This is a genomic window from Shewanella sp. MF05960 (genome assembly GCF_050849305.1).
In the GTDB taxonomy this organism is placed as follows: domain Bacteria; phylum Pseudomonadota; class Gammaproteobacteria; order Enterobacterales; family Shewanellaceae; genus Shewanella.
On sequence record NZ_JBOZPS010000030.1, the window covers coordinates 1 to 24,952 of the forward strand.

Annotated in this window: 21 protein-coding genes and 2 pseudogenes; 14 read left to right on the forward strand and 9 right to left on the reverse strand. The window is 41.2% G+C overall.

Annotated features, from left to right (window positions below; translation table 11 throughout):
• Positions 1 to 1,034: 1,034 nt before the first annotated feature.
• Positions 1,035 to 1,769: a Crp/Fnr family transcriptional regulator gene (locus ACROAE_RS19595; protein ID WP_432405637.1), complete on the reverse strand. Its 735-nt coding sequence runs from the start codon at positions 1,767 to 1,769 to the stop codon at positions 1,035 to 1,037.
• A 1,298-nt stretch (positions 1,770 to 3,067) separates the two neighbouring features.
• On the opposite strand from ACROAE_RS19595, the gene ACROAE_RS19600 reads away from it, so the two are divergent.
• From ACROAE_RS19600 to ACROAE_RS19640, 9 genes are all read left to right on the forward strand, one after another.
• Positions 3,068 to 3,889 carry an MtrB/PioB family outer membrane beta-barrel protein gene (locus ACROAE_RS19600; protein WP_432405640.1) on the forward strand — a complete coding sequence of 274 codons (822 nt, stop codon included), beginning with the start codon at positions 3,068 to 3,070 and terminating at the stop codon, positions 3,887 to 3,889.
• Positions 3,890 to 4,071: 182 nt separating this feature from the next.
• Positions 4,072 to 6,474: a DMSO/selenate family reductase complex A subunit gene (locus ACROAE_RS19605; protein WP_432405643.1), complete on the forward strand. Its 2,403-nt coding sequence runs from the start codon at positions 4,072 to 4,074 to the stop codon at positions 6,472 to 6,474.
• A gap of 22 nt (positions 6,475 to 6,496) precedes the next feature.
• Positions 6,497 to 7,114: a DMSO/selenate family reductase complex B subunit gene (locus ACROAE_RS19610; RefSeq protein ID WP_432405646.1), complete on the forward strand. Its 618-nt coding sequence runs from the start codon at positions 6,497 to 6,499 to the stop codon at positions 7,112 to 7,114.
• A gap of 63 nt (positions 7,115 to 7,177) precedes the next feature.
• The gene (locus tag ACROAE_RS19615) at positions 7,178 to 7,795 is read left to right on the forward strand and encodes a TorD/DmsD family molecular chaperone (protein WP_432405649.1); all 618 of its coding nucleotides are present in this window, start codon (positions 7,178 to 7,180) and stop codon (positions 7,793 to 7,795) included.
• Between the two features lie 70 nt (positions 7,796 to 7,865).
• Positions 7,866 to 8,819 carry a DmsE family decaheme c-type cytochrome gene (locus tag ACROAE_RS19620; RefSeq protein WP_432405652.1) on the forward strand — a complete coding sequence of 318 codons (954 nt, stop codon included), beginning with the start codon at positions 7,866 to 7,868 and terminating at the stop codon, positions 8,817 to 8,819.
• 15 nt (positions 8,820 to 8,834) lie between these two features.
• Complete coding sequence (locus ACROAE_RS19625) at positions 8,835 to 10,838, forward strand: MtrB/PioB family decaheme-associated outer membrane protein (protein WP_432405656.1); 2,004 nt, start codon at positions 8,835 to 8,837, stop codon at positions 10,836 to 10,838.
• 187 nt (positions 10,839 to 11,025) lie between these two features.
• The gene (locus ACROAE_RS19630; protein WP_432405659.1) at positions 11,026 to 11,223 is read left to right on the forward strand and encodes a 4Fe-4S dicluster domain-containing protein; all 198 of its coding nucleotides are present in this window, start codon (positions 11,026 to 11,028) and stop codon (positions 11,221 to 11,223) included.
• Complete coding sequence (locus ACROAE_RS19635) at positions 11,192 to 11,356, forward strand: hypothetical protein (protein WP_432405702.1); 165 nt, start codon at positions 11,192 to 11,194, stop codon at positions 11,354 to 11,356. The genes ACROAE_RS19630 and ACROAE_RS19635 overlap by 32 nt, the downstream gene beginning before the upstream one ends.
• Positions 11,357 to 11,621: 265 nt before the next feature.
• On the forward strand, positions 11,622 to 12,074 hold the full coding sequence (locus ACROAE_RS19640; RefSeq protein WP_432405662.1) for a hypothetical protein: 453 nt from the start codon (positions 11,622 to 11,624) through the stop codon (positions 12,072 to 12,074).
• Positions 12,075 to 12,322: 248 nt separating this feature from the next.
• Here the strand turns inward: ACROAE_RS19640 and ACROAE_RS19645 are convergent.
• The 3 genes and pseudogenes from ACROAE_RS19645 to ACROAE_RS19655 all read right to left on the reverse strand — a co-directional run.
• Positions 12,323 to 12,535, reverse strand: a pseudogene (locus ACROAE_RS19645) (transposase); the annotation flags it as partial.
• An 825-nt stretch (positions 12,536 to 13,360) separates the two neighbouring features.
• On the reverse strand, positions 13,361 to 14,161 hold the full coding sequence (locus ACROAE_RS19650) for a peroxiredoxin family protein (RefSeq protein ID WP_432405665.1): 801 nt from the start codon (positions 14,159 to 14,161) through the stop codon (positions 13,361 to 13,363).
• Positions 14,162 to 14,272: 111 nt separating this feature from the next.
• On the reverse strand, positions 14,273 to 15,127 hold the full coding sequence (locus ACROAE_RS19655) for an alpha/beta fold hydrolase (protein WP_432405669.1): 855 nt from the start codon (positions 15,125 to 15,127) through the stop codon (positions 14,273 to 14,275).
• Positions 15,128 to 15,371: 244 nt separating this feature from the next.
• Between ACROAE_RS19655 and ACROAE_RS19660 the strand changes: the two are divergent.
• Together ACROAE_RS19660 and ACROAE_RS19665 are read left to right on the forward strand one after the other, a co-directional pair.
• Positions 15,372 to 16,375 (forward strand): annotated as a pseudogene (locus ACROAE_RS19660) (transposase).
• 273 nt (positions 16,376 to 16,648) lie between these two features.
• The gene (locus ACROAE_RS19665; protein ID WP_432405672.1) at positions 16,649 to 17,314 is read left to right on the forward strand and encodes a hypothetical protein; all 666 of its coding nucleotides are present in this window, start codon (positions 16,649 to 16,651) and stop codon (positions 17,312 to 17,314) included.
• A gap of 24 nt (positions 17,315 to 17,338) precedes the next feature.
• On the opposite strand, the gene ACROAE_RS19670 is transcribed toward ACROAE_RS19665, so the two are convergent.
• Entirely contained in the window at positions 17,339 to 17,770 is a 432-nt protein-coding gene (locus ACROAE_RS19670; protein ID WP_432405677.1) for a hypothetical protein, read from the reverse strand.
• 85 nt (positions 17,771 to 17,855) lie between these two features.
• Here ACROAE_RS19670 and ACROAE_RS19675 point away from each other — a divergent pair, with 85 nt between their 5' ends.
• Positions 17,856 to 18,161 (forward strand): hypothetical protein, encoded by a 306-nt coding sequence (locus tag ACROAE_RS19675; protein WP_432405699.1) that lies wholly within the window; start codon positions 17,856 to 17,858, stop codon positions 18,159 to 18,161.
• Between the two features lie 158 nt (positions 18,162 to 18,319).
• Here the strand turns inward: ACROAE_RS19675 and ACROAE_RS19680 are convergent, their stop codons facing one another.
• The 4 genes from ACROAE_RS19680 to ACROAE_RS19695 all read right to left on the reverse strand — a co-directional run bounded on the left by ACROAE_RS19680 (position 18,320) and on the right by ACROAE_RS19695 (position 22,322).
• Positions 18,320 to 19,192 carry an enoyl-CoA hydratase/isomerase family protein gene (locus ACROAE_RS19680; protein WP_432405680.1) on the reverse strand — a complete coding sequence of 291 codons (873 nt, stop codon included), beginning with the start codon at positions 19,190 to 19,192 and terminating at the stop codon, positions 18,320 to 18,322.
• 628 nt (positions 19,193 to 19,820) lie between these two features.
• Entirely contained in the window at positions 19,821 to 20,456 is a 636-nt protein-coding gene (locus ACROAE_RS19685) for a DsbA family oxidoreductase (protein ID WP_432405684.1), read from the reverse strand.
• Positions 20,457 to 20,569: 113 nt separating this feature from the next.
• On the reverse strand, positions 20,570 to 21,424 hold the full coding sequence (locus ACROAE_RS19690) for a hypothetical protein (protein WP_432405687.1): 855 nt from the start codon (positions 21,422 to 21,424) through the stop codon (positions 20,570 to 20,572).
• Between the two features lie 40 nt (positions 21,425 to 21,464).
• Positions 21,465 to 22,322 (reverse strand): hypothetical protein, encoded by an 858-nt coding sequence (locus ACROAE_RS19695; RefSeq protein ID WP_432405690.1) that lies wholly within the window; start codon positions 22,320 to 22,322, stop codon positions 21,465 to 21,467.
• A 236-nt stretch (positions 22,323 to 22,558) separates the two neighbouring features.
• Between ACROAE_RS19695 and ACROAE_RS19700 the strand changes: the two genes are divergently transcribed.
• Both ACROAE_RS19700 and ACROAE_RS19705 read left to right on the forward strand, forming a co-directional pair.
• Complete coding sequence (locus tag ACROAE_RS19700; protein ID WP_432405693.1) at positions 22,559 to 23,536, forward strand: alpha/beta fold hydrolase; 978 nt, start codon at positions 22,559 to 22,561, stop codon at positions 23,534 to 23,536.
• Between the two features lie 163 nt (positions 23,537 to 23,699).
• A complete protein-coding gene (locus ACROAE_RS19705; protein ID WP_432405696.1) occupies positions 23,700 to 24,644 on the forward strand; it encodes a LysR family transcriptional regulator in 945 nt (314 codons plus the stop codon).
• Positions 24,645 to 24,952 lie beyond the last annotated feature (308 nt).

Genomic DNA, 24,952 nt, shown 5'->3' on the forward strand with positions numbered 1-24,952 from the left:
GGACTTACTCCGTTCGATTACATCGAACACTGCTTAGAACAATTATCCTACCCTGATTGTGACCTCAACAGTCTCTTACCCTGGCAGGTTAGTCTAGACAAGACGTAGTTCGCCGGACGCATACGATAACATCGATGCATTGTATGAAGCAGAGGAGTTTCTGGTTGAAGGTCACTGGCAAGATGAACGCCGTCTCAATATGATCCCTGGGGGTAAATCGGGGCTACGATACCTACGAGAGAATGGGCTAATTGCTAAATCGGTTGTGCCAATACCGGATCAGCGAGATCCAATTCTGAGTAAATGGTTTAAAGAGCATCCTCGTAAAGGTTTACCTGCGCCATGGGTTGCTGAGAAGTGGCGAGATAATGATTGGGCGATCGCACAGATCTGCGGCAGAGACGGTCGATTGTCGGCGGAGCAGGTTCGCGCAATCCGTCAACTAGCCAATGAATATACGGCAGAGGAAATTTATAGTCGCATAGATGCAAAGGATGTCGGGCAAGTCCTGCGAGTTTTAGACGGACAGACTTACACTAGAGTCGTGTAATATCAATCAATGGAAGGCATGCCAGTAACAATCCTTTGTCCCATTAAGAGTTAACTCAAATACTCTAAAGATCTGCTTTGAGAGATAGCCAACAGTGCGACCGTTTTTTGTTAACAAACAAAATCGCTCTCATAGAGAGCCAAATCATTGCAGATAAATTCATCATTATCCGACTAATCTCAGACATTCTGGTCCAATTTTATTTAAATAACAGCACTCAAAGAGTGCGTAAAAGTGTATATCGGCTATTTTTGACGGCTAAAAAGATTAACCCACTTTAAAGTGGGTACATACAGTAACCCGGTGCGCTTGTATCCCACTTTTTGTTCCAAAAAGGTCGGATACAAGCTCGGGCAAGGGGATACCCCTTAACCCCAAAGCCACATGCTGCGCATGTGAAAAAATCAAAAGCGTGAAAGATAAAAATCAGCATGCACCTTTTCTGTGTCATGTACTGATTTTATGTACAGTTATCATATAGCTATTAGTTTATTTTTTTTAATCTTAAATAGTTACTGAAAAAATTGATTATTTTGGGATCCAGTTCCCGTTTCAATTTGACGAAATCGATGATGGTTACTTTGCCGTATCCTTTTTCTAATATACCTTTCCCTTGAAGTGTCGCTATATATTCACTGCAATACTTTCTATTTGTTCCTGCCAGTAAGCTAAGGTCATCAATAGTGAGACTGAAATTAACTCCTTCCATGCTGATGTACATTACAATTAGCCGAAGAGCAATGTTTTCTTTCTTATCTAGTGTTGCACGCATGAGAGCCATATCTCTACTGGCAAATAAGTACTCACTTGAGCGTTGTAATATAAAGTTAAAGAGTTGCTTTGAAATTTGTTGTTCTCTGTAAATAGCAGTTTTAGGAATTACCGTGATTTCGGCATCGATAAGGCATATATAGTAATAAGATTTATTCTCAAATTGGTTCAGTTCTTTTGGAAGCGTCACGGTAATATATCCTGGTGTCCACAATAATGATGTACTCAGGTAATCTTCTGAGATATTGAGAACATCAAACAAGCAACCTGAACGAAAATAAATTAGCATGGCGCCTTCATCACAAGCATGAAAGCAATCGCCTTTTTTGAGTGACACTGAATAACTTGATTTTATCAATCTCTCTATCACTTGAGGTTCAATTCCAGCATCTATGAATTCTTGAGAAAGGTTAGTGATTTTTAATAAATAATTACGTTTTGTATCCATATACTTGCCTTTTTACATTGAATTATTTACTTCTAAGGGCTGTATCTTTCATATTGGTAACCATGGCGAGCTTGTGAGCGTTTTTGTACAGCTTTAGTGCGTTTTTAAAACTTAATGTGTTCAGTACGCCATCATTCTTGAGGTTATAACATTCCGAACAAATGTAGTTTGATAAATACACTCAACTTGTTCATAAAACGTTCGCGATCTCGCCCTAGTATAAACACAAATCAATATCGCTATTTCTTTGTTTTGAATTTTTTCCACTAGGGATTACGGCCTTTGAATCCAAAATTACACATTATTTCTAATCACTTCACTGTCGTAGTCTTTGTCCGCAATAATGCAATGACTTTGTGGTAATAGTTCAATCGGGGCATTAACCGCTTTGCTATCAAGAGCTCCTCCACAAGTAACAACTAGCTCTATCGGTAAGCCATAACTGCCTGCTGCGGGATGAATTTTGATTGCATCATCACCACGACTAATGCTAACAGATCGATTTTCATCAGATGATGCACCTGAACTGTATTGAAGGTTTTTACATAACTGTCATCAATAAATTCTCACTCAGTATCGCTATCAGTCGATAATTTTTTGAACTGTCTGAATAAAATATTCTTTCTTGACCACAGTAAAAATCGACTGTAAATGGTATTCCATAAACCCAAATATTCAGGTCAATATCGCCAAGGGCAACCGATACGCAATCGGTAATAGATCTCTTCCATCGTAACTCAATGTTCTTGCTTGTTATAACTCTGTGATTAAGCAAAATAGCTTTTAGTTTCGACCACATATCAAGAGTGAACATTAATCTGGGTGTGGTCATCTCGTTGCATTTGTTTTTGGCGAAGTTAATTATACGAGCTTATCTTCTAAGTACAAATTTAAACAAAGATTAGCCCCTATAACTACATCAAATAATTTCTTATCTAATTAGCATGACCTAAATTACCTTCTGTGTCTAAGTCATCATTTCCGACCAATATTAACATGTATTACCGACAACGAACTAATATGTGTTTTATTAAGGTTTAGCTGTTTCAAGGTCAGTTTTTTATTTAGTTTCGCAATTGAAGTTAATGTTTTTCAAAGTGTTTTTTTATGCTTTTTCGTAAACACTCGGTTTATTTGAATATTTCAAAGATTAGTTTTAATAGTTGGAAGTAATTATATTTAATTGAAGTGTGATCTTTGTTGTTATCAATGGCCGGATACTACATTTTTATTCCCTAAAAAACCTGTAATTATGCATATCTCCAAATAGGTGCGAAGAGATGTTTTTGGAATTGAAAATGACAAAATTAAAGCAGATTTTTAGAAGTGTTATTTTTTATGCGCCTCCATTTGATGAGTTTTCTGGGCCTGCTGAAAAAAAACAACCTAAGGACTCTGCGCTGAGTACATATAAGTTGGATGCAATGTACCGTCTAGGCTACGGTGCTAAGTTTTTTGGTGTATATCAACGTTTAGAGGAAGATCGAACATTCTCCATTCGAGAAAAAATCAATGAAAACAAATTCTTTTCACGATTCAAGTTCAATCCTTTGGCACACTATAATGTGACTCTTGGTACTGAGTGGAGTCGCCGTGATGGCTCATCATTTGAAGCTGAAAACCTTGATTTAGAAGGTAACCCGCTGTTACGTAAGTTCAATTTGGCTGATCGCGAGAGGAAGCCGTTATCACTTAAGCTCGCTCAGTATCTATTTGATGATCTTGGGCTCGATGTTAACTATCACTACTCCGAAGACCAATATGACGATACAGAAAATGGTTTGCAGGATGTTACAAACAACACATTTGATGTTGCTATCAACTATCAAGTGAGTGACAAATTTAATCTGCATTTGTTGGGCGGCCTGCAATGGGTCGATTCGGTTCAAAGTGGCAGTCAATCATTTGCAACCGCAGATAGGACTGGTGCCGTAAAAGACGAATTTAGTCATTACGGAATCGGTGCCAACATTAGTGGCTTTATGGGGGATAGGTTAAGTGCCTGGCTAGATTACAGTTATCGTGAATCGGACTTAGAAACCACGGTTACTGACCAGACCAAGTATGGTGATTATTTTCCTGGGCTCACAATGCTTCCCTTCATGCAACATATCAACTGACGCCTAAGGAGAAAATAAAGGCTAACGACCAGTAAGTACGCTTTTACGACACTGATTATGCAGAAATACCTTCTCAGAGTTTTTCTGGTTTGGTTACTTTAGGTGGCATGGGCAGCAACAATAACGCTTAGCTTGTCACGTTGACTTTCAATTATCAGCTTTAAACAATAAAGGATAAAATCATGCAAAGACGTGACTTTTTAAAAATGAGTGCGGCGGCAGGCGCCGTTAGCTGCATCACAGCATGTGGTAGTAAAAAATCTGAAACCGCCATTAGCGAGCAGCCAGTAAGCGTAGTGGAAAAGACTGATTGGTTCGGTTGTACCTGTAACTGTGGCCATGCTTGTCCTCTAAGAGCCATTACACAAGATGGGGTTTTGGTTCGTGTGGAGACTGATGCGACAGGTAATGATGACTGGGAAGACCATCAATCCCGTGCTTGTGCTAAAGGGCGTTCATTTAAGAGAAAGGTATACGCACCAGACCGACTTAAAAAACCAATGAAACGAATTGGTAAACGTGGTGAAGGTATATTTGAAGAGATTAGTTGGGAAGAAGCATACGATATCATTGCCGTGGCAATTAAGCGGACGGTCGAAAATTATGGCAACGAGGCTATCTATCCCAACTATGGTACAGGGCGTCTCTACTCCTGTTTTTCTGGTGGTCATTGGACTCAAGCAGGCCAGTGGGGCGGAAAGTTGCTCAATCTTACTGGAGGGTTCTTGCGCCAACATAACACCTATAGCAGTGGGCAAATGGTCAATGCTGCCAAATGGTTGTATGGCACTCGCGAGCAAAGTGGTTATGCCGAAATCGCTAAATCAGATTTCTATCTCAGTTTTGGTTTTAACCCTGCCGAAACAGAAATGAGTGGTTCTAGTGGTGCATTTGCGATTAACAAATTTGTGAAAGAGAATGGGCTTCAAGTTGTGATTGTCGACCCTAGATACACAGATACGGCTACGGCGCTTGATGCAACATGGTTACCGATTCGTCCAGGTACGGATTCCGCGTTATGTGAAGCTTTATCTTATGAAATTATTAGCCGAGGAGCTGCAGACGAAGCATTCCTCAGCAAATACTGTATTGGGTATGATGAGACGACATTACCCGAGAGTGCAGCAGCTGGTGCCGACTATAAATCGCATATTCTTGGGCTTGGCGAAGATGGTATTGTTAAAACACCTGAGTATGCGGCTAAGATTACAGGAATTCCGGTTCAAAAGATTATTGAGTTAGCAGATAAGCTTATTGCCGCAGAGGCACCTTTTGTGTGCCAAGGGCTAGGTCCGCAACGTCATGCTAACGGCGAGCAGAATGTGCGTTCGATAGCAATGTTACCGCTATTGCTTGGTAAAGTAGGCCTGCCAGGGACTAACACAGGGTTGGATGCGGCTATCAATGTTTATCCGTGGTTCTTTTCGCCAGTCGGCGAAAATCCGGTTAAAGCTTCTATCCCATGTTACTCATGGACCGAGGCTGTTATGCGCGGCCATGATATGAAGAGTACAACCGATGGTATTCGTGGGGTAGAGCAGCTCCCTACAGATATCAAGTTTATCTGGAATTATGCCGGTAATGCGTTGATCAATCAGCATGGGGATGTCTCAAAAACCCATGAGATCCTGCTGGATGAATCTAAATGTGAGTTTATTCTTGTCCACGATGTTCAGATGACGGCGAGCGCTAAGTATGCCGATATATTACTGCCGGATCTGACCGATGCAGAAGTGACCGACATTGTTGCTAACCCTGGGACCAATGTGGGTACACTGACTGCTGTAACTTCTTCTATTACGCCACCAGTCGATGCGAAGGGGATCTTTGAACTGTGCCTCGAACTCGCTAAGCGGTTAGGCCTGGAAGAGGAGTATAGCGAAGGGCGAACTTACCAAGAATGGGTTGAGTATTCATATAATAAGGTTGCTGATGCTAACGGGTATCCTAATTATGATGAACTACTTGAACAAGGTATCTATCATGTTAAGGATTTCTCGCCTTTGATTGGGCTTAAATCATTTGTTGATGACCCCGTTGCCAACCCTCTAAACACTCCGAGCGGTAAAATTGAAGTCTATTCTGAAACGCTTCAGGTTATGGCCGACACTTGGACTATCACCGATCCCTGGAGTATCGATGGTAGTGAGGATATCCCTGCAATTCCTAAGTTCATAAAAACCAAGGAGGGCGCTTTAGATGCAGCGACCAAAGTAGATTATCCACTACAGTTAATTGGTCATCATACGAAAGGTAGAACTCATTCTAGTTTTGGCAATAATTCCTGGATGGAAGAAGCTGTAGAGCAAGCCATTTGGCTTAATCCATTTGATGCAAAACAGCGCGGAATTGTGCAAGGAGCATCGGTGAAAGTGACTTCCATGCGTGGCGTCCTTATAGCTCGTGCCCGTGTCACTCCTCGAATAATGCCTGGTGTCGTATCATTGCCTCAAGGTGCGTGGCTTAAAATTGAGAATGGTATAGATGTTGGTGGGTGTGTGAATAGCCTAACCTCCCTGCGTCCAACTGCCATGGGAAAATGTAATCCTCAACATACCAATTTGGTAGAGATTACTTTGGCCTAACTGATTGCTTGGAGAATAAATAATGAGTACTAAAATTCAATATGGTTTTTTTATAGATACAACAAAATGTACTGGCTGTAAAACTTGTCACATTGCTTGCAAAGATAGAAGTGATTTACCCCTAAATGTTAAATGGCGTCGGGTTTATGAGTATGGCGGCGGCAATTGGAGTAAAAATGCTGACGGTAGCTATGAGCAAAATGTCTTTAATTACTATGCATCTATTAGTTGTAACCACTGCTCTAACCCTGTATGCGTCAAAGCATGTCCAACGGGTGCATGTTACAAGCGTCGGTCAGATGGCTTAGTGCATATTGAAGCCAGTTTATGTATTGGTTGTCAAAGTTGTGCTAGAGCTTGTCCTTATGATGCGCCTCAGTTTGATAGTGAGCGTGGTGTAATGACAAAGTGTGATGGCTGTTTTGAGCGTCTAGAGCAAGGCTTAAACCCCTCTTGTGTCGATTCTTGTCCACTACGAGCTTTAGAGTTTGGTGAAATAGATCAATTACGAGCTAAGTATGGCGAGATTGCTGATATTCATCCTTTGCCATCGTCTTCAGTGACGAATCCAAATCTAATTATTAAAGTTCATAACAAGTCTCAAGGCGGCGGTAGCATTCTGAACGACTTTGAAGTTTAACTTTTAAATGCAACTCAAGCCGGTGCGAGTGTATCGGCTTGTTATTTGAGTGGAGAGATCCAAATGCACAACAACCAACGAGAACTTTCGGTAGCCGCACTGAACATTCTTCACCATCTTTTTTATAAAAGACCCAAGAGCGACTATTTCAATGAGTTGTCAAAAAGCGGTATGTTTCTTTCATGGCCCGATCTTGGAGAACCGCTAGCGTTGCAAGATGCTACGCAGAAGATACTCACATCTTTGCATCAAGATGATATTTATACATTGGAACGTGATTATTACGCTTTATTTGTAGGTCCCGGCCCTGTATTTTCCTACCCTTGGGGCTCAGTTTATTCAGATAGGGAGAATTTGATTTGCAGTAAGACCACCATTGCATTTCAGATATTTTGTGATATCAACGGGATTCAATTTGATTTACAACAAAAAGAGCCGATTGATCATATCGGACTGATGCTCGCAGTTTTGTCTGCATTGATTGTTCAAGGTAACCAGCAGGGGGTGCACGAGTTGCTTGCTGAGCATTTAATGCCATGGGCACCGAGAATGTTGCAATTGGTCGAAGAGCAATCCAAAACTAATTTATACCAAGGTGTTGCTATTCTAGCGCGTGAGTTGTTGCTGTTCCTGACTCGAACCCATGGTGTGACGCCTAAAAAAATTCCTCTATATTTTTAAGCTTGGGCGGTCTTTTAAGTATTTAACACCAACATTACCAACCCATATAATAATTAACTGTAAGGCCAAGATGATGAATAAATGTATTATCACTGCGTTACTTTGTGGGATATTCGCTTTAGCGTATTTATCCTTCTCTGTTCAGGCGGCCCCTTGGGATCAGCTCACTGGTGAACAACTAGAGCAGCAACTGGCGGAGAAATTTTCTCAGGGTAAATACTCTAAGAAAGGGGCTGATTCCTGTCTGATGTGTCATCAGAAAAATGCCACTGTCATGGCGCTGTTTGATGGCGTGCACGGACAAAATACTCCAGCAAACTCACCAATGGCCGGCCTGCAATGCGAAGCCTGCCATGGTCCCCAAGGGTTACACAATAAAGGTGGCAAAGAGCCGATGATTGCATTTGGCAAAGGCAGCAAGCTTGATGCTGCTAGTCAAAACAGCACTTGTCTAGGATGCCATAATGACCCTAAGCAGATAGCCTGGCACAGCAGCAGTCATAACCTTGATGAAGTGGCCTGCGCCGATTGTCACCAAATTCATACCGCTAAAGACCCCGTAATGGCTAAGTTGACTGTAAATGACACTTGTACTAGTTGTCATGCAGAAGAAAAAGCGGCAATGAACAAACGCTCATCTCATCCAATGCAGTGGGACCAGATGACTTGTATCGACTGTCATAATCCTCATGGTTCTATGGGCGAAAGTAGCCTTGAGCAGTTAACCGTTAACGACACATGTTATAGCTGTCATGCCGAGAAGCGCGGACCTTTCCTGTGGGAACATGCACCTGTAACTGAAAACTGTGTCAGCTGTCATAACCCTCACGGAAGCGTTAACAAATCAATGCTCAACAGCAGAGCTCCTCAGCTATGTCAGCAATGCCATATGGATGATGGACATGCCAGCCGTGTTGTATCACAACCTGGCCAAGACGCATTCGGTGGCGGTAACAGTTGCTTGAACTGTCATAGTCAAATTCATGGTTCTAACCATCCTGCCGGCAGCAAGCTGCAGCGTTAATTGAGGCGTAATAATATGAAATATCCATTAAATCTCATCACCCTAGCGCTTATCTCTGCGTCTACCTCAGTGATAGCTGCAGACTTTAGTGTCAATAAGGCCAATACCGCTAGCGTCAATACCGACCAATATCAATGTAAGCGTTGCGCTGACAACAGTGACTATCGCGGTAATGTTGAACTGGGTGCCGTCTATAACGACAGTGATGATATCCACAGTGCCAATGCGTTTAATAGCGAAGATGGCGGTAATGCTGTACTCAATGCCGATGTCCAGTATCGCGCTAAAGATGGCTATCAAACCAAAGCGCAAGCAAGCAACCTAGGTCTTGCCAACAGCAGTGCTCACCTTGAAGCCGGTAAGGTTGGCCATTATCAAGCCGAGCTAGATTACCGTCAACTCAGTCAATATCAACATGGTGACGCAAAAAGCAACCTTTGGTATGCCGGCGGCAACTTAACCCCAAGTGCGGCAGTACAAACTCAAGAGTTATCACTTAAGCGCCAACAGATTGGTATGGGGCTATCTGCAGAACAACAATTTGGTGAGCAAGACTACCAAGTCTTTGCCCGCTATAGCCAAGAAGATAAGACAGGTTATAAGGCATCTAGTTTTGTCAGCCCGCGCCCAACAAACTTTGGTCTGCCGGTTGATGCCACCACAGATAAACTGAGCTCAGGTTTAAGCATCAGTGGTCAAAACTGGCTTACTTCACTGAATTATCAATACAGTGAATTTGACAATCAAATCGACTCATTAAGCCTACCTTACTTAGCTGATATCTATGCTCCTGCACCGGATAATAGTGCTTATCGAATTAGCTTAGCGGGTAAATATTTAATTAATCGCACCGCCATCAGTTCACTGCTTGCAACAGGGCGAATGATTCAAGATGCAGCCGTTATCCAGACTACAGGTAACCCTATTAAAAACTGGGATGGTCAAGTCGATACCACCGACGGCAAATTGGCTATTACCTCAATGCTTAACAATCGTTTACACCTTGGCGCCAACGTGAGTTATGCCAAGCGTGACAACCAGAGTTCAACTTGGGAGTTTGCCCAATTGGAACCGGACGGGATCAGCGGCGCGTTTAAGCAAAATGTGCTCTTTGATACTGAAAAACTCACTTATAAACTCAATATGAGTTATCGCATTAATAGTGATTATCGCCTCCAAGCAGGCTTTGACCGCAAAGAATTAGAACGTAGCCACAGTGACCGAGAGCAGACTGATGAAAGTGCCATGTGGACTAAGCTCGATATCCGCAGCATCGCTAACAGTAAGCTTAAACTTAAAGCCAGCTTTAGTCAGCGCGATGGTAGCCAATATCAAGCTAACGGGATGGTGTCGAGCTCTGAAAACCCACTATTGCGTAAGTTCTACCTAGCAGACCGTGACAGAGCCGCTTTTGAAGCCAAGTTCAATCACGCTCCAGCGGATTGGATCAACATTAGCCTGATGGGGCGATATGCCGAAGATGATTACAGCGAGACAGTTCTAGGCCTTACTTCTTCTGAAGACTACAGCTACAACCTCAATGTCGATATGCAGTTTGCAGAAAAACTATCGGGTTATGCGTTTGCAGGAAAACAGTGGATTGAGTCTAAGCAAAACGGCAGCCAAAGCTTCAGCACCGCAGATTGGTCAGTCAATGTAGACGATGAGTTTATCAACTTAGGTGCTGGTATAGATTACAACGGTTTAATGCAAGACAAACTAAGCCTAGGTTTAGATTATCTATTTGCCAACTCAGACAGTGACAAGCAAGTGATCTACACCACCACGCAACCTCAGGGGGATTACTACTCTTATCACCACAGTGCAGAGCTGTATGCAAATTATAAGGTGAGTGAACAACTGGGCGTCAAGCTGGGCTATCAATACGAACGTTATTACGACACCGACAATGTGCAAGTCGATGTTGATGCCATTAATGGATTAACCACATTTGGCAAACTTAACCACAATTATAACGCGCACCAAGTGATGTTGTCGTTTAGCTACCAGCTGCGTTAATGGAACGCAGAGGTCTCTTAAAAATGATTTAGCTATGGACTGTACTGCGACAGTCACAGGCTGTAATTCCAGTTCAAGCGATGTTGATGTTGTGTCACCATAGCCTTCGGTTACCGAATGTGAAAAACTTAACTGGTCAGCCTGTTTGGTTAATTTGGGTTGTACGTTTTTTTCGAAAGATGGCTTAGTGCTTGTAGATGCAGACTTGTGTATTGGCTGTGAGAGCTGCACCACAGCTTGTTCTTACGATGCTTCGCAAATCGAGAAAGCCCGCAAAGTGATGACCAAATGTGATTGTTGTTTTGAGCGCTTAGCTGAAGGCAAGCCACCAAGTTGTGTAGAGTCTTGCCTTTATGCATGCCATCGACTTTGGCACCATGGATGAACTTAGGGCCAAACATCCAGATGCCATTCTGCCTAGCTTTGAGACAATGCCGAACAGCAGCGTAACGGCAACTAACTTGTTGATGAAACCAAACCTCATGCTCGCGCTAGCAGCACAGATGGCAAAGTGCTAAATCACTCAGAAGTATAGTTTACCCCAGCTTGGCTCCCCTAGGGGCGCTTATTTTATGCTGTGGTTTATCGTAATAATGTTTTTGCTAACGAGGCGTTTATGACACAGCATGGCCAAACTGATTTCTACCGTGGGACGCGACACTCACCCAAGCTTATTTAGATGAAGTGTGCCGTGTATTGTAAATTGTCCCTATGCCCGTCCAGCGGTATCGTTAACACGCAATACTTTTTAGCCTCTAGATAATAAATAGTTGGAACAGAGATATGAGTTTTATTAAGGCAGTAAGGGATCAATGGCATAAATCGGCTTTTGCTGACAAGATAGCCAATATACTCAAATCAGATACTGATGTGTGCCAACTATTTGTTGGTGCCACTAGCATGACTACAGTGGCAAATCTTATAGCCGCGATGTCTTACAATGAACAAGATAGCCAATATCAAGACGGCCAAATTACCGATGCCGTAATGCTCACCATTCTATTTGACGGCTTTCATTTACTGATGTTCAAAAATATCGAGCATGGCAATCTCAGCCAAGCCGAACACCTCATTATTGAGCTTGCAAACATGTGGGCAAGTAAAGAGTTAAACAACTTTTCAGGTAGCGAGCTCAACTTGAATCAATATCGTGAGCTACAGAAAAAAATCCGTAAACTGACCACCCAACTGGATGAGCTCAATCGGCAGCGGCGATTAGAAAAACGTAATATGTGACGTTATCACTTAATGATGGGTTACTAACAACTATCGTATAAAAGTATTCAACTCTTTTGGTAGATGATGAAAATTAATTGGATTTGGCTTTGCGATACTGGCATCGATACAGCACATAGCCATTGTGACTCAGATCTTTTTGTATAATTCCTTTTTCGTTACCTCTCGCTCATTGTTGGAATATCTTTATAGGTAAATATGAAAAGCTATAAATAATAGTCATTATTATACATGCCTGTGTACTTGGCTCAGTAAGAATGTATTTGAGTGTAAATTATTGCCAAATTTAACAATATGTTAGGTATTTCTCTTTCCGTTTGTCTACGATTAAACCGATAACAGAACTCACTCAGGTATTCTTGCAGGTACTTTCCTGAAACACCATGGAATGTCCCAAGTAAAAATGCCTTTAAGTTACCAATGGCAATATGAACCCAAGGCAGCCATTCATCAACAAGCTCGCAAAAATAAAATGGCCATATATGGATGCTCCCGGTGAGTCAAGATAATACTCTGCTCACTGAAGGCTTTTTGGCCTTAGTTTTCTGTACAACACTCTCACTTTTATCGTTGCTTTTGATGCGCTCATTTACCGCTAGAAGCGGTTGTACTGCCCTGATGTTTATAAAGACGCGGGCTTAACAGTGAAATCTGCACCTAATGAAATCAGTTCATAATCATTGACTTTTTTCAACTTCAGGAATATAGTCAATTTTAGTTAGCAATTGCAGGATTTGAAGACGTAAAACACTGCAACCATATGAATTTAAACGACTATTTTAACCATTTAATTCGAGAGTCTGGGTTCAAATCCCTATCCCTCCGCCACATTAAATAAAAAGGCTCATCAGAAATGATGAGCCTTTTTATTGGGCGAAAGATAGGACTTTGAACCCTGGGTTCCTCTTTATTACGAGTAAGCTATCCCTCCTCAAGATTCAACATCAAATACCACATCAATAAAGATTAGGCATTTTTATTGGGCGAAAGATAGAGATTTAAACTCTGGGTTCCTCTTTATTACGAGCAAGCTATCCCTCCTCAAGATCCAAGACCAAATGCCAAATCGACAAACCTAAGGCCTTTTTATTTGGGCGAAAGATAGAGATTTAAACTCTGGGTTCCTCTTTATTACAAGCAAGCTATCCCTCAGCAAGATTTAAGACTAAATGCCAAATCGACAAACCTAAGGCTTAGAGGGTGTAACAGATTCTGTGTAACTGCAATTTAGTTAATATGCTTCAATAATGCCTACATTATCCAAGATTACTTAATGAAATTGGTTATTAATCTTTAGCAAAATTAGCTGCAACCGCACCCATTACGGCATCTTCGCTTGCACGTAAACGATAATCCTCTGATTGGTCAATCCATAGGATTTTTCCATTCTCATCGATTAATATCGACGTTGGAATAGACATCGGTTTATATTTCATTTTCCAAGGAAGGGGCATGGGAATACCAAAAATACTAATCAGCTCTTCTGACGTTGCGCCTAGCGCTTTATGATGCTCAACGCCGTATTGTCGGATGATATTTAGTTTAGGATCTGCCACCAACGTGTGGCTAATATTATCGCGTATTTTGTGTTTTTGTTGTTGTTCAGCGGTATCGTTAGAAATACCGACTATTTGAATGTTATATTGATCTAATTGAGGCTTAAGCGCTTCAAACATAACCAGTTCTGCCGAACAATAAGGGCACCATGAGCCTCGATAAAACTTCAATAATGTACGCTTACCTGCCAGTGAGCTAGAGTCAAAGTTTTCAGTGTTAAAGGCTAAAAGATCATCGCCTACCGCGATTTTAATATCACCAATAGGTGTTTCTGCTGTAGAAAGAAGAAAAGTAAATATCGCGCTGGTTGATAATACATAAAGCGCTATGACGATGATAAAAACCGTTGAAGCCACCGGTGTAGGCGTTGTAAAAAGTGTACTTATTGCCCACACCGACGATAAAGAGCTAATGGCCATTGCACTCTTAAGAAACACAGGATTCTTTGCTGCTTTGTTCTGCTTTAATTTAGAAAAGTAATGTACCAATGCAGTATTGAGTAAAACAAAACTAACGATAGAAAGTAGCATGTTTTTATGGTCCTAATATTATAAATAATGGGGAGTGATTCTTCATCTCCCACATAAAATCATTGAAGTTATCGTCCAGTTAAACGCTAACAAAGTGGTTTTTATAACGTCCTATCCAAGTAGTAGCGTTAAGTACTCTTTCTCGGCATCAATTTGCAGGAAGTGACCCGCCTGTTCAATTTTATTGACCGTCACGTTTTTAAATGTATTTAGCAGGATTGAACCAGGACCTTCCCACGGTTGATTTGGATCTTGCATCGCCCAGATCAGGTTGACAGGAAGGTTTACTTTTTTCAATGCTTCCATGTTCGCTAGCGTATCTTCATTAGTTAAACTACGAAGCAGGTCTGCAAATTTAGCTCTACCCGTTTCAGTGTTTAGTTTTGAATCAAGAAATACTGTTTCCAGGACTTCATCAGTTATCTGTTGTTGATTGACAAACGTTGCACGAACCAAAGGGGCAAGTTGTTCTGCAAGCATTCCGGATTTTGCCGCTATTTCATACTGCTGTGCGTTTGCTGCATCAATCAGACCTTGCATTGCAGGTACAGGCCACGTATCTGCTGTTATCGCGTTGGATATGGTTGCTTTTTGAAAGACTGTTTCATTTGCTACCATCAAACCTTGAGCGACACCGCCACCAATATCATGAGCGACAAGCCAGATATTCTTCCAACCTTGCGCGATAATCCAGTCATTCAGTAAATCTGCACTTGCTTGAATACCATACTGGCTTTTATCAGACACTTTTGTTTCACCAAAACCAGGTAAGTCAGGCGCAACAACAAAGTAACCTCGAGCAGATAGTGCTTCAATGACTTTAGTCCAAAGTAATGCATTAGCCGGAATACCATGAATTAATAACGCGACTGGGTTTCCTATCTTGCCTGCTTGAAGTACAGAAAGGTCGGCACCATTGACTCGGTATGATTCACGGCTGATTACGTCTGATTTAAATGCTGTCATGTCTTAATCCAATTAGTTATTTAAAATGTTGAAACTTGTAACAAGAAAACAAATTGATTGATTGTCTCTTCGTTGATGGGATGAACTATAAAGCAATGTGAACAGTCGTTCAAGTTTATTTTGATCGATCGCTCAATTTGCGGTGGAACAGCATAAGGAACAGTATGATCACCCAACCAGATGGGGTTAATCGCAAGCACCCAACTAGGCTTTCGTTATTCTTAACTCAGACAGGTAATCTAAGATGACCAGACCTAGACAGACTATCGTTAGCCTAGAAGATACGCCTTCTCCTGCAAATAAGAAGTGATCACTGTTGTTCACGGGGCGTAAGGCATTTCTGTGCGGAGTTGATCATTCAACCGGTGAGAGTTTTGATCATCGGTGTGAGTGGGTTGATTCACGCATTCTTGAATTGGCGACCATTTTTGCTATTGATATCTGTGCTTGTGCACTCTTTTTACCAGGGCTGGGAGTCATCATTTGCATGTGGCGTTAAAAATAGATGCTGACAAAGCAAAAAAGTGGTCAGACAAAGAGATACTGATTCAATGGCACAAAGGCTTTAAGGGCTCGTTACTCACACAAAAATACCTATAAGAGGAAGACCTTAACTCATTTGAACTTCAAACGGTTAATGAATGCATTACCGAATACCGTAAGCGCTTAATTGATATCAGTTGGTTTATGCGTTCACTCAGTGAGCCCATCGCTAGAATGGCCAATAAAGAAGATAAGTGCACAGGTCGCTGCTGGGAAGGACGCTTTAAGTCTCAAGCACTGCTTGATGAAGCCGCAGTTTTAGCCTGTATAGCTTATGTGGATTTAAACCCAGTCAGAGCCAGAATGGCTGCAACCCCAGAAACCTCAGATTACACCAGTATTCAGCGCCGAATCAATTCAGCAATGAAAGGTGAGCAACCAACAGAGCTATTACCGTTTGTGGGTAATGTGCGACTCAATATGCCTAACGGGCTCATGTTCAGTGTGAAAGACTAAATAGTATTGGTTGAAGATACCGGTCGGATTATTCGAGAAGATAAACGTGGCGCCATTAGCTCAAGCAGTCAGGATATATTGAATAGACTCAACATCCCTGCAGAGAATTGGCTCAAAATCACCACTGAATTTGGTGCTTTATTTAAAGGTGCAGTCGGTGCATTACCCGCATTAACCGAATACTGTGAGCATTTGGACCGAAAACTACGACAAGGCGCTGCAAATTGTCAGCGCTGGCTGTGCGCTTAAGCATTAATTCTTGAAAAACCACCATCTTCCTTATACTTGATAGATATCAAGATATTCTGCTGTGCTGAATTTCTTAGAGGACCATAAATCACTCATTTAACGATAATATTTTAGCCATATCGATAGACATTGATGAGTTGATCACATCGATCGTAACACTCGCCAAAGCCATGAAAACGAGTTATGTTATTTGTTCAAGAAATGGGTGGCATCGTTTTTTATCGTTTTTTTAATCATGATTACTATAAAAACTTAGAAAGGAACTATTAATATATGTTTCAGGTTAGGCGATTCCTACTTCTAGCTGTTTTGGGAGTTACTGCGTGTGCTCATGTTGTTGTGGAAGAGAGGTTAGTACCATCCACAACAGAATGGGAAAGAGTAGTGGATACAAATAATTATAACCCCAAGGAAATCTCACATATTTTAGATATGGGTAAAGTAGAGTTATATGTTTATTTGAACCACTATCAAACCAGCTACAGAGGTTCGAAATTCATTGGTTTGGAAGTAAGCAAAGAACCCAACCCTAAATTAGATAAAGGAAATGTTTTTGTCATAAAAATGGGTGTTAGAGGAAGGGTAAATACTCAGGAATACTCTTTTTCACCGTATAATGTTTCGGTGGAATTAAATGGTGCTACGTCAAGCATGAAATACCAACCAATTACTGTTCTTAAAACTGAACGATCAGTTGTTTGTGATTTCGACTATGATGGTCAAGCTTGGGGCACGAATAGTGAGAAAATGGAAAATAAGATCTTAAATATTACCAAAGCAAAAGTAGATGATAAGTTTGACTGCTTTAATTTAGTTTATGAGTTAGATAACCCAAAACTTAATAAATTATCAATAAGCTTTGAAAATACTTTGCTTCCGTTAAATAAAAAAAAGATTTATTTTAACCCTAAAAAAATAAAATGGATTCGTAGTAATTAACTAAATAAAGTCAGATTTACTTTTTTATTTCAACCACCCACAGTAGTTGCCCGAAGGTTTGGCTTCTTTGGGAGCAAAGTTAACAACACTAACGAAAGCCAGCGTGAGCTGGTTTTCTTTTATCTGGAGTTTGACTTTGAAGTTGGCGATTTGCTTCCTTTGGGTTGGTGCCAAGTGAGTGAAGATATTAAACTGCTGAATATCCGCTTCGTAATTAAGATACCCAAGATTGTTGGCTAAATATTGAGCGCTGAAATAAGCTTTATTTACCCTTTCCAAACGGTAATCTAAGATGGCCAGACCTAGACAGACTATCGTTAGCCTAGAAAATACGCCTGCTCCTGTAAATAGACAGTTGTCACTGCTGTTCTTGTGTGGTGCGTAAGGCATTTCTATGTGGAATAGATAACTCAACAGGTGAGAATTTTGAGCATCGGCGTGAGTGGGTTGACTCACGCATTCTTGAATTGGCGACCATTTTTGCTATTGATATCTGTGCTTATGCACTCTTTTTACCAGGGCTGGGAGTCATCATTTGCATGTGGTGTTAAAAATAGATGCTAACAAAGCAAAAAAGTGGTCAGACAAAGAGAGACTGATTCAATGGAACAAAGGCTTTAAGGGCACGTTACTCACACAGAAATACCTAAAAGAAGAAGACCTTAACTCATTTGAACTTCAAACGGTTAATGAATGCATTACTGAATACCGTAAACGCTTAATTGATATCAGTTGGTTTATGCGCTCACTCAGTGAGCCCATCGCCAGAATGGCCAATAAAAATGATAAATGTACTGGTAGTTTTTGTGCGCTGCCACCCATAACACTCACCCTTCGGGTCAGCTAAAGCTGTTCAAATATATTCCCGATAAATTTGTAGGAGGGCAGGTGTCTTTGTTGTTAGGATTTTTATCCTTTCAACATATTTACACTGGTGGCGTTGAATGGATAGCCCTCGTAATAATCCATTTTAGTGTAATGGCGAACAAAAAAGCTTAGCTTAGCTTAGCCTTTTTGTTTTGCGATAAAACGCTGCAGTGCAGAGTGTGCTTCTTCGGTTACTACCAAGCGATCAAATGCAAGTTGGTCATTTTTTAGTGCTGCGCCAAAAGGCTCACTGTAAGATGCACCCATGCGCTCTTTGAATGCGGCGAACGCAGGTCCGTTGACATCTTTAATCAATTTTTCAGCCATTGATATTGCGGCGGTTAATACCTCATTATCTGCAACAACAGTTGTTACTAATCCAAATGATAATGCTTCATTTGCATCCATCAAGCGGCCAGAGATCATCATCTCCATTGCTCGTCCTAGCCCAATATGACGCTGAAGCCTTTGCATGCCACCAAATCCGGGAATGAGTCCGACCTGGAGTTCTGGCTGTCTAAATGTAGCACTCTTCGTTGCTATTCTAATATCGCAAGCAAATGCTAATTCATTACCACCGCCACCGCTATATCCGTTAATTGCAGCTATCACAGGCTTCGGAAAACCTTCAATTCTGCTGAAGACCTGATGAGCAAGTGAGGCGTGCGTTGGCATTCCTTGAGTCTGCTCCTGAAAAACGTCAGCTCCGGCACCTGCTGAAAAAACACTCTCTGAGCCTGTTATTACAATTGCACCCACTGATTTGTCTTCAGCAGCCATATCAAGACCCATATTGAGTTCATGCAGGGTGATCTGTGACACCTCATTACGAGGCAGTTTATTGATGCGTAGTATGAGAATCCCTTTTTCTCTGCTCATAACAATATTTTTGAATACTCTGTTATGATCTTTTTCCGAAACTGACTGAGCTAAAACAGAGCCATTTGTTAATGCCGCTGCTGCGCCCATTGCTGTAAGCGCGGTGGCTTTTAATACATCACGTCTATTCATATTTGTTACTCTTCTTATCTATTGATTTGGTCATTAACTGGGTCCATTAACTGAGTCATTAACTCTCTTATAAAAAGCCTCTTTGCCCTTGAACAAGACCGAAAATACAAGATGTCAGTGCTATCATTAACACAGATGTCATTAAAACAGGTATCAGCAACACTCACATCTGTGATACCTAATAAAATACGTTCTTTACCTGTCATCTGATAAATTTCACCCGCTGGCAAATGGCTGATAACGAGATTATCGTTCCACTGTGCAACGCCTCCACACTACCACGCCGGTAGCCTGAGTTAATCATCTGTACAGATTTGTCACCGATATTAATCTGATAAACCGAACCAAACTGTTCGGGTTTAAATTGCTGAACAACCTTACTCGCCATATTGGCAGCAATGAGCGTATTTCCCTTTAAGAACAAACCAGTTAAATGAGAAAGAGGCTTGTATTGTAGCTAGAGTATTAATGCACCTTCAATGATTGTGACTATTTTTGACGCCTGGTGTAGTCCAAAAGAATATTACGAGTTATTTGATGTTAATAATGTCCCTGTTTCGGTACGACTGAATATTAATATCTTATTGTCAAATATCTGGTTTTATGAGTTCCTCATAATCGTTGAAGATTACGATTGTTCACTCGCTTGTTGTAGAATTGCTTTTAATGCATCCACCTTATGCAAGCCGAACACAGGTATATTGCCATTGATCAGATAAAATGGAACACCGTTTATCCCTTTTGCTCCGGCCTCTGTAATGTCTGCATGAGCCGCGTTAAGGTAGGTTTTTTCTTCAAATGCTTTAGCGAGTTTATCCGCATCCAAACCAATTTCGCCGGCAAGATCTAATAACGTTTGTCTATCGCCGATATCCTTGCCTTCTTCAAAGGTAGCTTGATATATACGCTCAATCATCAGCTCTTTTTTACCTTCTGCATCAGCAAATTTAGTGGCTTGATGTGCCAGAATCGTATTGTTGATAGTTTGAGCGGCCAGATTCAACTGCAAACCAAAATCTGCGGCCATTTGAGTGTGTTTTTCGTTATGGGCTTTGCCCCATTCGTATGATTTACCGTATCTTTTTGCCACCAGATCATTGAGGTCTTCACCAGCGTGACAAGCTTCATTGGGTTCTAGCTGAAAGCTTTTGTGTACAATTTCTATCTCTTCATTCAATTCAAGTCCTTCAAGCGCTTGATCAAGACTGGCTTGTCCCATGTAACAGTAAGGACAGGTATAATCAGCCCACATTTCAATTTTCATCGTATTTTTCCTTTTGAGCACATAAAGTGCGCATCATTAGTTTAAAAGTATGTCGAGTTGCTGACTCTAATGGCCGTTGCGCTGATAAAAAACAATAGCCTATTTGCTTTGTATTACTTGGCGCCAAAATAGGTAATGTCATAAATAGCTTCTTTACGTTCACCTGTTGGGGATACATGATCAAAAACGGTCATACTATTTCGGTTAACGACGATATGATCACTATCACCCCCTTTTTCCCATGAGATAAAGTAGATACCATCCGCAATCTTAGTGGCTGCGGTAAAAACATCTTTCCTATCCTGATTATTTTTACTGACGTAAGTGCGCTCACCATCGACTTCGATTTTTATCACGCCATCAGGCGTATCATATTTTATAGCAAGCCCTGTTAACTCGTTTCTGCCCGCGATATCTTCTGGGAAATGTGATATTTCTGTTGAGAAGGCAAATGGCGGTAGATTCTTCTCAGCGATGTTTTTCTTTAATATTTTGCCAATATCTTCAACAGGGGTAAGTTGTGAGTGTGGAAAAACACTTGCAGGGCTATTGATATTGTAAACATCACCGTGGATCTGCCACAAAGCCTCTTTTACCCGAGACTCTGACAAGTGAGCATTGACCCTCATGGCGTTATAATTATGGACAACATTGTCTCCTCCATTCCCAGTAGACCAGGAAAAGAAATAAATATTATCAGCAACCTTTGATATCTGTGGCACAACCTCACTGGCAACACCTTGAAAGTATCCTTTTTGACCGAGCCATTTGATTTTATTGTTATAAATAGTCAGGTTAAAATCATCAAAACCATCGTAGCCGTAATTGATCACGGCGCCTCTTAATGACTCATAACCTGAACCAGAAATACTTTTTTCTGACGTATTTTTCGCCAGCTCATTGGTATTCATAGCTGAGCATGCTGACAATACGAATAAACTTACTGCGAGTGTTAATACTCTCTTCATTTTTCAGTTCCTTTTCCTAGACCTTTTATTTCTATAGACTTTAATCGTTGATGATCTTATAAGAAGCCACTTTGTTCTTAAGTAAGAATGGAACAAACAACGTATCAGTACTGTCATCAACACTAATATCCGCAGTACTAATATCTAACGTGCCTAACAGCGTTCGTTCTTTGTCTGTGATCTGATAAATCTCACCCGCAGGGAAGTGACTGACAACCAGTGAATTATTCAATTCGGTTAGACCATCTAAACCACCAAGTCTGTAGCTTGAATTGACCATTTTCAGCGATTTGTCTGCGATATTAATCTTATAGATTGAACCATACTCTTCAGGCTCAAATTGCTGAGCTAATTTTCTGGCCAAATTGGCGACAAAAAGTGTATTACCCTGTGCCAATAAACCGTTTGGATGTGGGATTTTTTTATCTTCCATCCAAACAACGAGTTCATTCTCGACCTGGGTGTAGATTTTTCCTGACGCGATATCTCCAACAAAAACTTGCCCTTTATCGCTCACCGTCAGGTCATTAAGCATGACAGCGTCATTTGCTTGTAAACTTTTTGTGATTTTTCCGCTTTCCACATCAATGATATGCACCTGAGTGCCATCTACTACATAAAGGCTATTTTTAAACATCCCCATGCCTGTTGGCATACCTAACCCGTCAACCCATTTCAGCTCTTCGATATCCCCATTTTTTGATAACTTACTGATAAAGCCAGGTTCATTACCGTTTACATTAGAAACGTAGATCCATTCATGTTCAGGTGAAACATAAACAGATTCAGGTTGCGAGAACCCGGTTAATTCCCATTGTGGTGCTAATGAGGCGGCTTGAGTCGCGTTAGCAAATAATAAAGACAGTCCGATAAAGGCCGATGCGATGGTAGATTTCAATATTGTTAACTCCGTCAGTGTAAATGCTCAATCAAGGTGATTGATTGATTGAATTGGATTATCGCGCGACTCAAAGCAATGATATAGAGGCGTATAGTCAATTGATTATTGAATATTAAGAAACAATAAAGCGTATGCAGAGTGCTATTATTGCTTTTATGGCTTATGTCTCAACTAATTGTTCGGTAAAATCAATTAAACTCGGGAATCGTTTTTTAACCTTTTAGGAGGAATACATGTCTGTAGAAGCATTAAAAAAACTTGCTGATAAACCTTCACAACTAATCAGCTATCAAGTCGAGCCAGATCCAATAATCAACAACGCGGATGTGACCAATAAAAAGCAACGTCCTTTTATAGTAGACAAGGAAGAATATCCGTTTAAGAGCCACTGGTATGAACGTAATGGTGCATCGATGCATTACGTCGATGAAGGTGAGGGCATTCCTATTGTTCTGACGCACGGCAACCCCGATTGGTCTTTTTTAAATCGCAATATAATCAAAGATATGTCAAAGGAAGCTCGGGTTATTGCCTATGATTTACCCGGGTTTGGCTTTTCAGATACGCCTGCTAATTTCGGTTTTACGCCACAGGAGCATTCTGAGTGGATTGAATCCCTAATTTTTGAACATCTGAAAGTAGACAAATTCATCATGGTTGTTCAAGACTGGGGTGGGCCAACCGGACTAAACGTGGCTACTAATCATCCGGATAACGTACTTGGTGTGGTAATTTCCAATACTTGGGCGTGGAAAGTGGATGGCGGTATCGAGGAGTTTTCTATGCTATTTAGAACACCCGAGATGGAACAGCGAGTACTGGACGAGAACTTCTTTGTGACTAAGCTAATGCTGGCAAATATCAATGAAGAGTCCAGCAGTAACCAAGCCATCGTTGATGCTTACACCATGGCATTCCCGACACCAGAGTCAAGAAGAGCAACCGCTATTTTTCCTCAGCAGATCACCCTTGCAGGCGCATGGCTGGAGAAAATAGAGGCCAGGCTAACAACACTCGCGAATAAACCAATAGCGTTTATTTTTGGCCAAAAGGACTTCAATCATGGCACGCCTGAAGCCATTGCAAAATGGCGCTCTCACTTTCCTAAAGCAGACGTGCAACTTGTACCTGACGCCTGCCATTTTGTTCAGGAAGATAGCCCGGAAAGCTTTAGTATTGCACTCAGAAAAATGCTAAAAAAAGTAATTTAAACCGTTGCGCCTGTAATGTTGCCTAAGCAATGGGCTATCATGCAGATGCTGAAGACTTCAATGACGGACTTCCAAAAAACTGACTGGCCATCGATTTAAGTTACTTGTCTCTTTCAATGGATAGAGCTTCAGATTCATTTTTTAATTAACTTGCGGATAAAACATGGATATAGCGACTCGCCTTGACCTGTTCCTGGATATTGTTTATCAAGGATCCTTTGCAAAAGCCGCTGAGCTCAGGCACATGGATAGAGCGGTCGTCACTAAGCAATTTAAAATATTGGAAGAGACACTAGGCGTCAGGTTGCTCAACCGCACCACGCGATCTTTATCCCTGACCGATGCAGGGCGTGAGATCTTGGAACAAGCCAAAGTTATCCGCAATGAGCTCAGTAAAACCCAACGCTTGGCGGAGACTTTTCATACTGAACCTAGGGGATTATTACGCATAACCAGTTATGTTTCGTTCGGCAATCCATATCTGCAGAAAGCCATCAACCTTTTCATGAAAAAATACCCGGAAACTTATATTGAGCTTTCATTAGATGATAGATTGACGGATATTATAGGCGAAAAATTCGATATTGCTTTTCGCTTAAATTCCCCCAAAGACTCAACCAATATAGCGAAGAAACTCGCACCAACTAAATTGGTTATTCTCGCCTCTCCAAACTTTATCCAAGAGCACGGTAATCCTCAAACGCTTAAAGAGCTTGTATCCTTACCTGCCATCACCTACTCAAATGGCCCCTTTACTTTTGACAAGCTGGAAATGGCAGTTTCCGGTCACAGTAAAATGGAAAAATACAGTATAAACGGACGATTTAAAGCAAACAGCGTAGAATCGCTTATCTGTGCCACACAGGCTGGCCTGGGCTATTCAATCGTTGATCTGTCCGTGCTTAAATCAAATCTTAAAGACCTCGGACTAGTCCCTATACTGCAAAACTACCGGTTTCCAAGTGACTTTGGCGCGTTATACGCCGTTTACCCGCACAGAAATCAAACGCCACTGGTCAAAAAATTTATCGAAACAGTACAAGATGTAATTGGTACACCTCCAGTGTGGGAAGCCTATGTAGAGAATTATTCTTCTATGTATGTGTAGTGAACCCAATACTGGTAATTTCATCGTCGTGCGGTAAGGATAATTGTTTAATCATTTCATCCGCATCTATACGATAATAATCTCCTATTTTTGGGGTATTAACACCTAAGCATCTAGCGAAGTATACCGAGTTTCGATGTTGTGAGCGTCTGTAGCTATCTACAATTTACAAAGGTATTTAGTAAGCGTCTAGCGAAGTACACCTAGCATCGATGTTCTGATTATCTAAAAATACCTGCTCAATGATAAATTTGGAGCAGGTGATGAAAACATACAGAACAACTACTCAGTGGCAGATGCTACTTCAA

What these genes read in the sequence shown, in the direction of transcription:
- ACROAE_RS19595 (WP_432405637.1), bottom strand. Translation starts at nt 1,769, where the DNA reads ATGGATACAAAACGTAATTATTTATTAAAAATCACTAACCTTTCTCAA.
- ACROAE_RS19600 (WP_432405640.1), top strand. Translation starts at nt 3,068, where the DNA reads ATGACAAAATTAAAGCAGATTTTTAGAAGTGTTATTTTTTATGCGCCT.
- ACROAE_RS19605 (WP_432405643.1), top strand. Translation starts at nt 4,072, where the DNA reads ATGCAAAGACGTGACTTTTTAAAAATGAGTGCGGCGGCAGGCGCCGTT.
- ACROAE_RS19610 (WP_432405646.1), top strand. Translation starts at nt 6,497, where the DNA reads ATGAGTACTAAAATTCAATATGGTTTTTTTATAGATACAACAAAATGT.
- ACROAE_RS19615 (WP_432405649.1), top strand. Translation starts at nt 7,178, where the DNA reads ATGCACAACAACCAACGAGAACTTTCGGTAGCCGCACTGAACATTCTT.
- ACROAE_RS19620 (WP_432405652.1), top strand. Translation starts at nt 7,866, where the DNA reads ATGATGAATAAATGTATTATCACTGCGTTACTTTGTGGGATATTCGCT.
- ACROAE_RS19625 (WP_432405656.1), top strand. Translation starts at nt 8,835, where the DNA reads ATGAAATATCCATTAAATCTCATCACCCTAGCGCTTATCTCTGCGTCT.
- ACROAE_RS19635 (WP_432405702.1), top strand. Translation starts at nt 11,192, where the DNA reads ATGCATGCCATCGACTTTGGCACCATGGATGAACTTAGGGCCAAACAT.
- ACROAE_RS19640 (WP_432405662.1), top strand. Translation starts at nt 11,622, where the DNA reads ATGAGTTTTATTAAGGCAGTAAGGGATCAATGGCATAAATCGGCTTTT.
- ACROAE_RS19650 (WP_432405665.1), bottom strand. Translation starts at nt 14,161, where the DNA reads ATGCTACTTTCTATCGTTAGTTTTGTTTTACTCAATACTGCATTGGTA.
- ACROAE_RS19655 (WP_432405669.1), bottom strand. Translation starts at nt 15,127, where the DNA reads ATGACAGCATTTAAATCAGACGTAATCAGCCGTGAATCATACCGAGTC.
- ACROAE_RS19665 (WP_432405672.1), top strand. Translation starts at nt 16,649, where the DNA reads ATGTTTCAGGTTAGGCGATTCCTACTTCTAGCTGTTTTGGGAGTTACT.
- ACROAE_RS19680 (WP_432405680.1), bottom strand. Translation starts at nt 19,192, where the DNA reads ATGAATAGACGTGATGTATTAAAAGCCACCGCGCTTACAGCAATGGGC.
- ACROAE_RS19685 (WP_432405684.1), bottom strand. Translation starts at nt 20,456, where the DNA reads ATGAAAATTGAAATGTGGGCTGATTATACCTGTCCTTACTGTTACATG.
- ACROAE_RS19690 (WP_432405687.1), bottom strand. Translation starts at nt 21,424, where the DNA reads ATGAAGAGAGTATTAACACTCGCAGTAAGTTTATTCGTATTGTCAGCA.
- ACROAE_RS19700 (WP_432405693.1), top strand. Translation starts at nt 22,559, where the DNA reads ATGTCTGTAGAAGCATTAAAAAAACTTGCTGATAAACCTTCACAACTA.
- ACROAE_RS19705 (WP_432405696.1), top strand. Translation starts at nt 23,700, where the DNA reads ATGGATATAGCGACTCGCCTTGACCTGTTCCTGGATATTGTTTATCAA.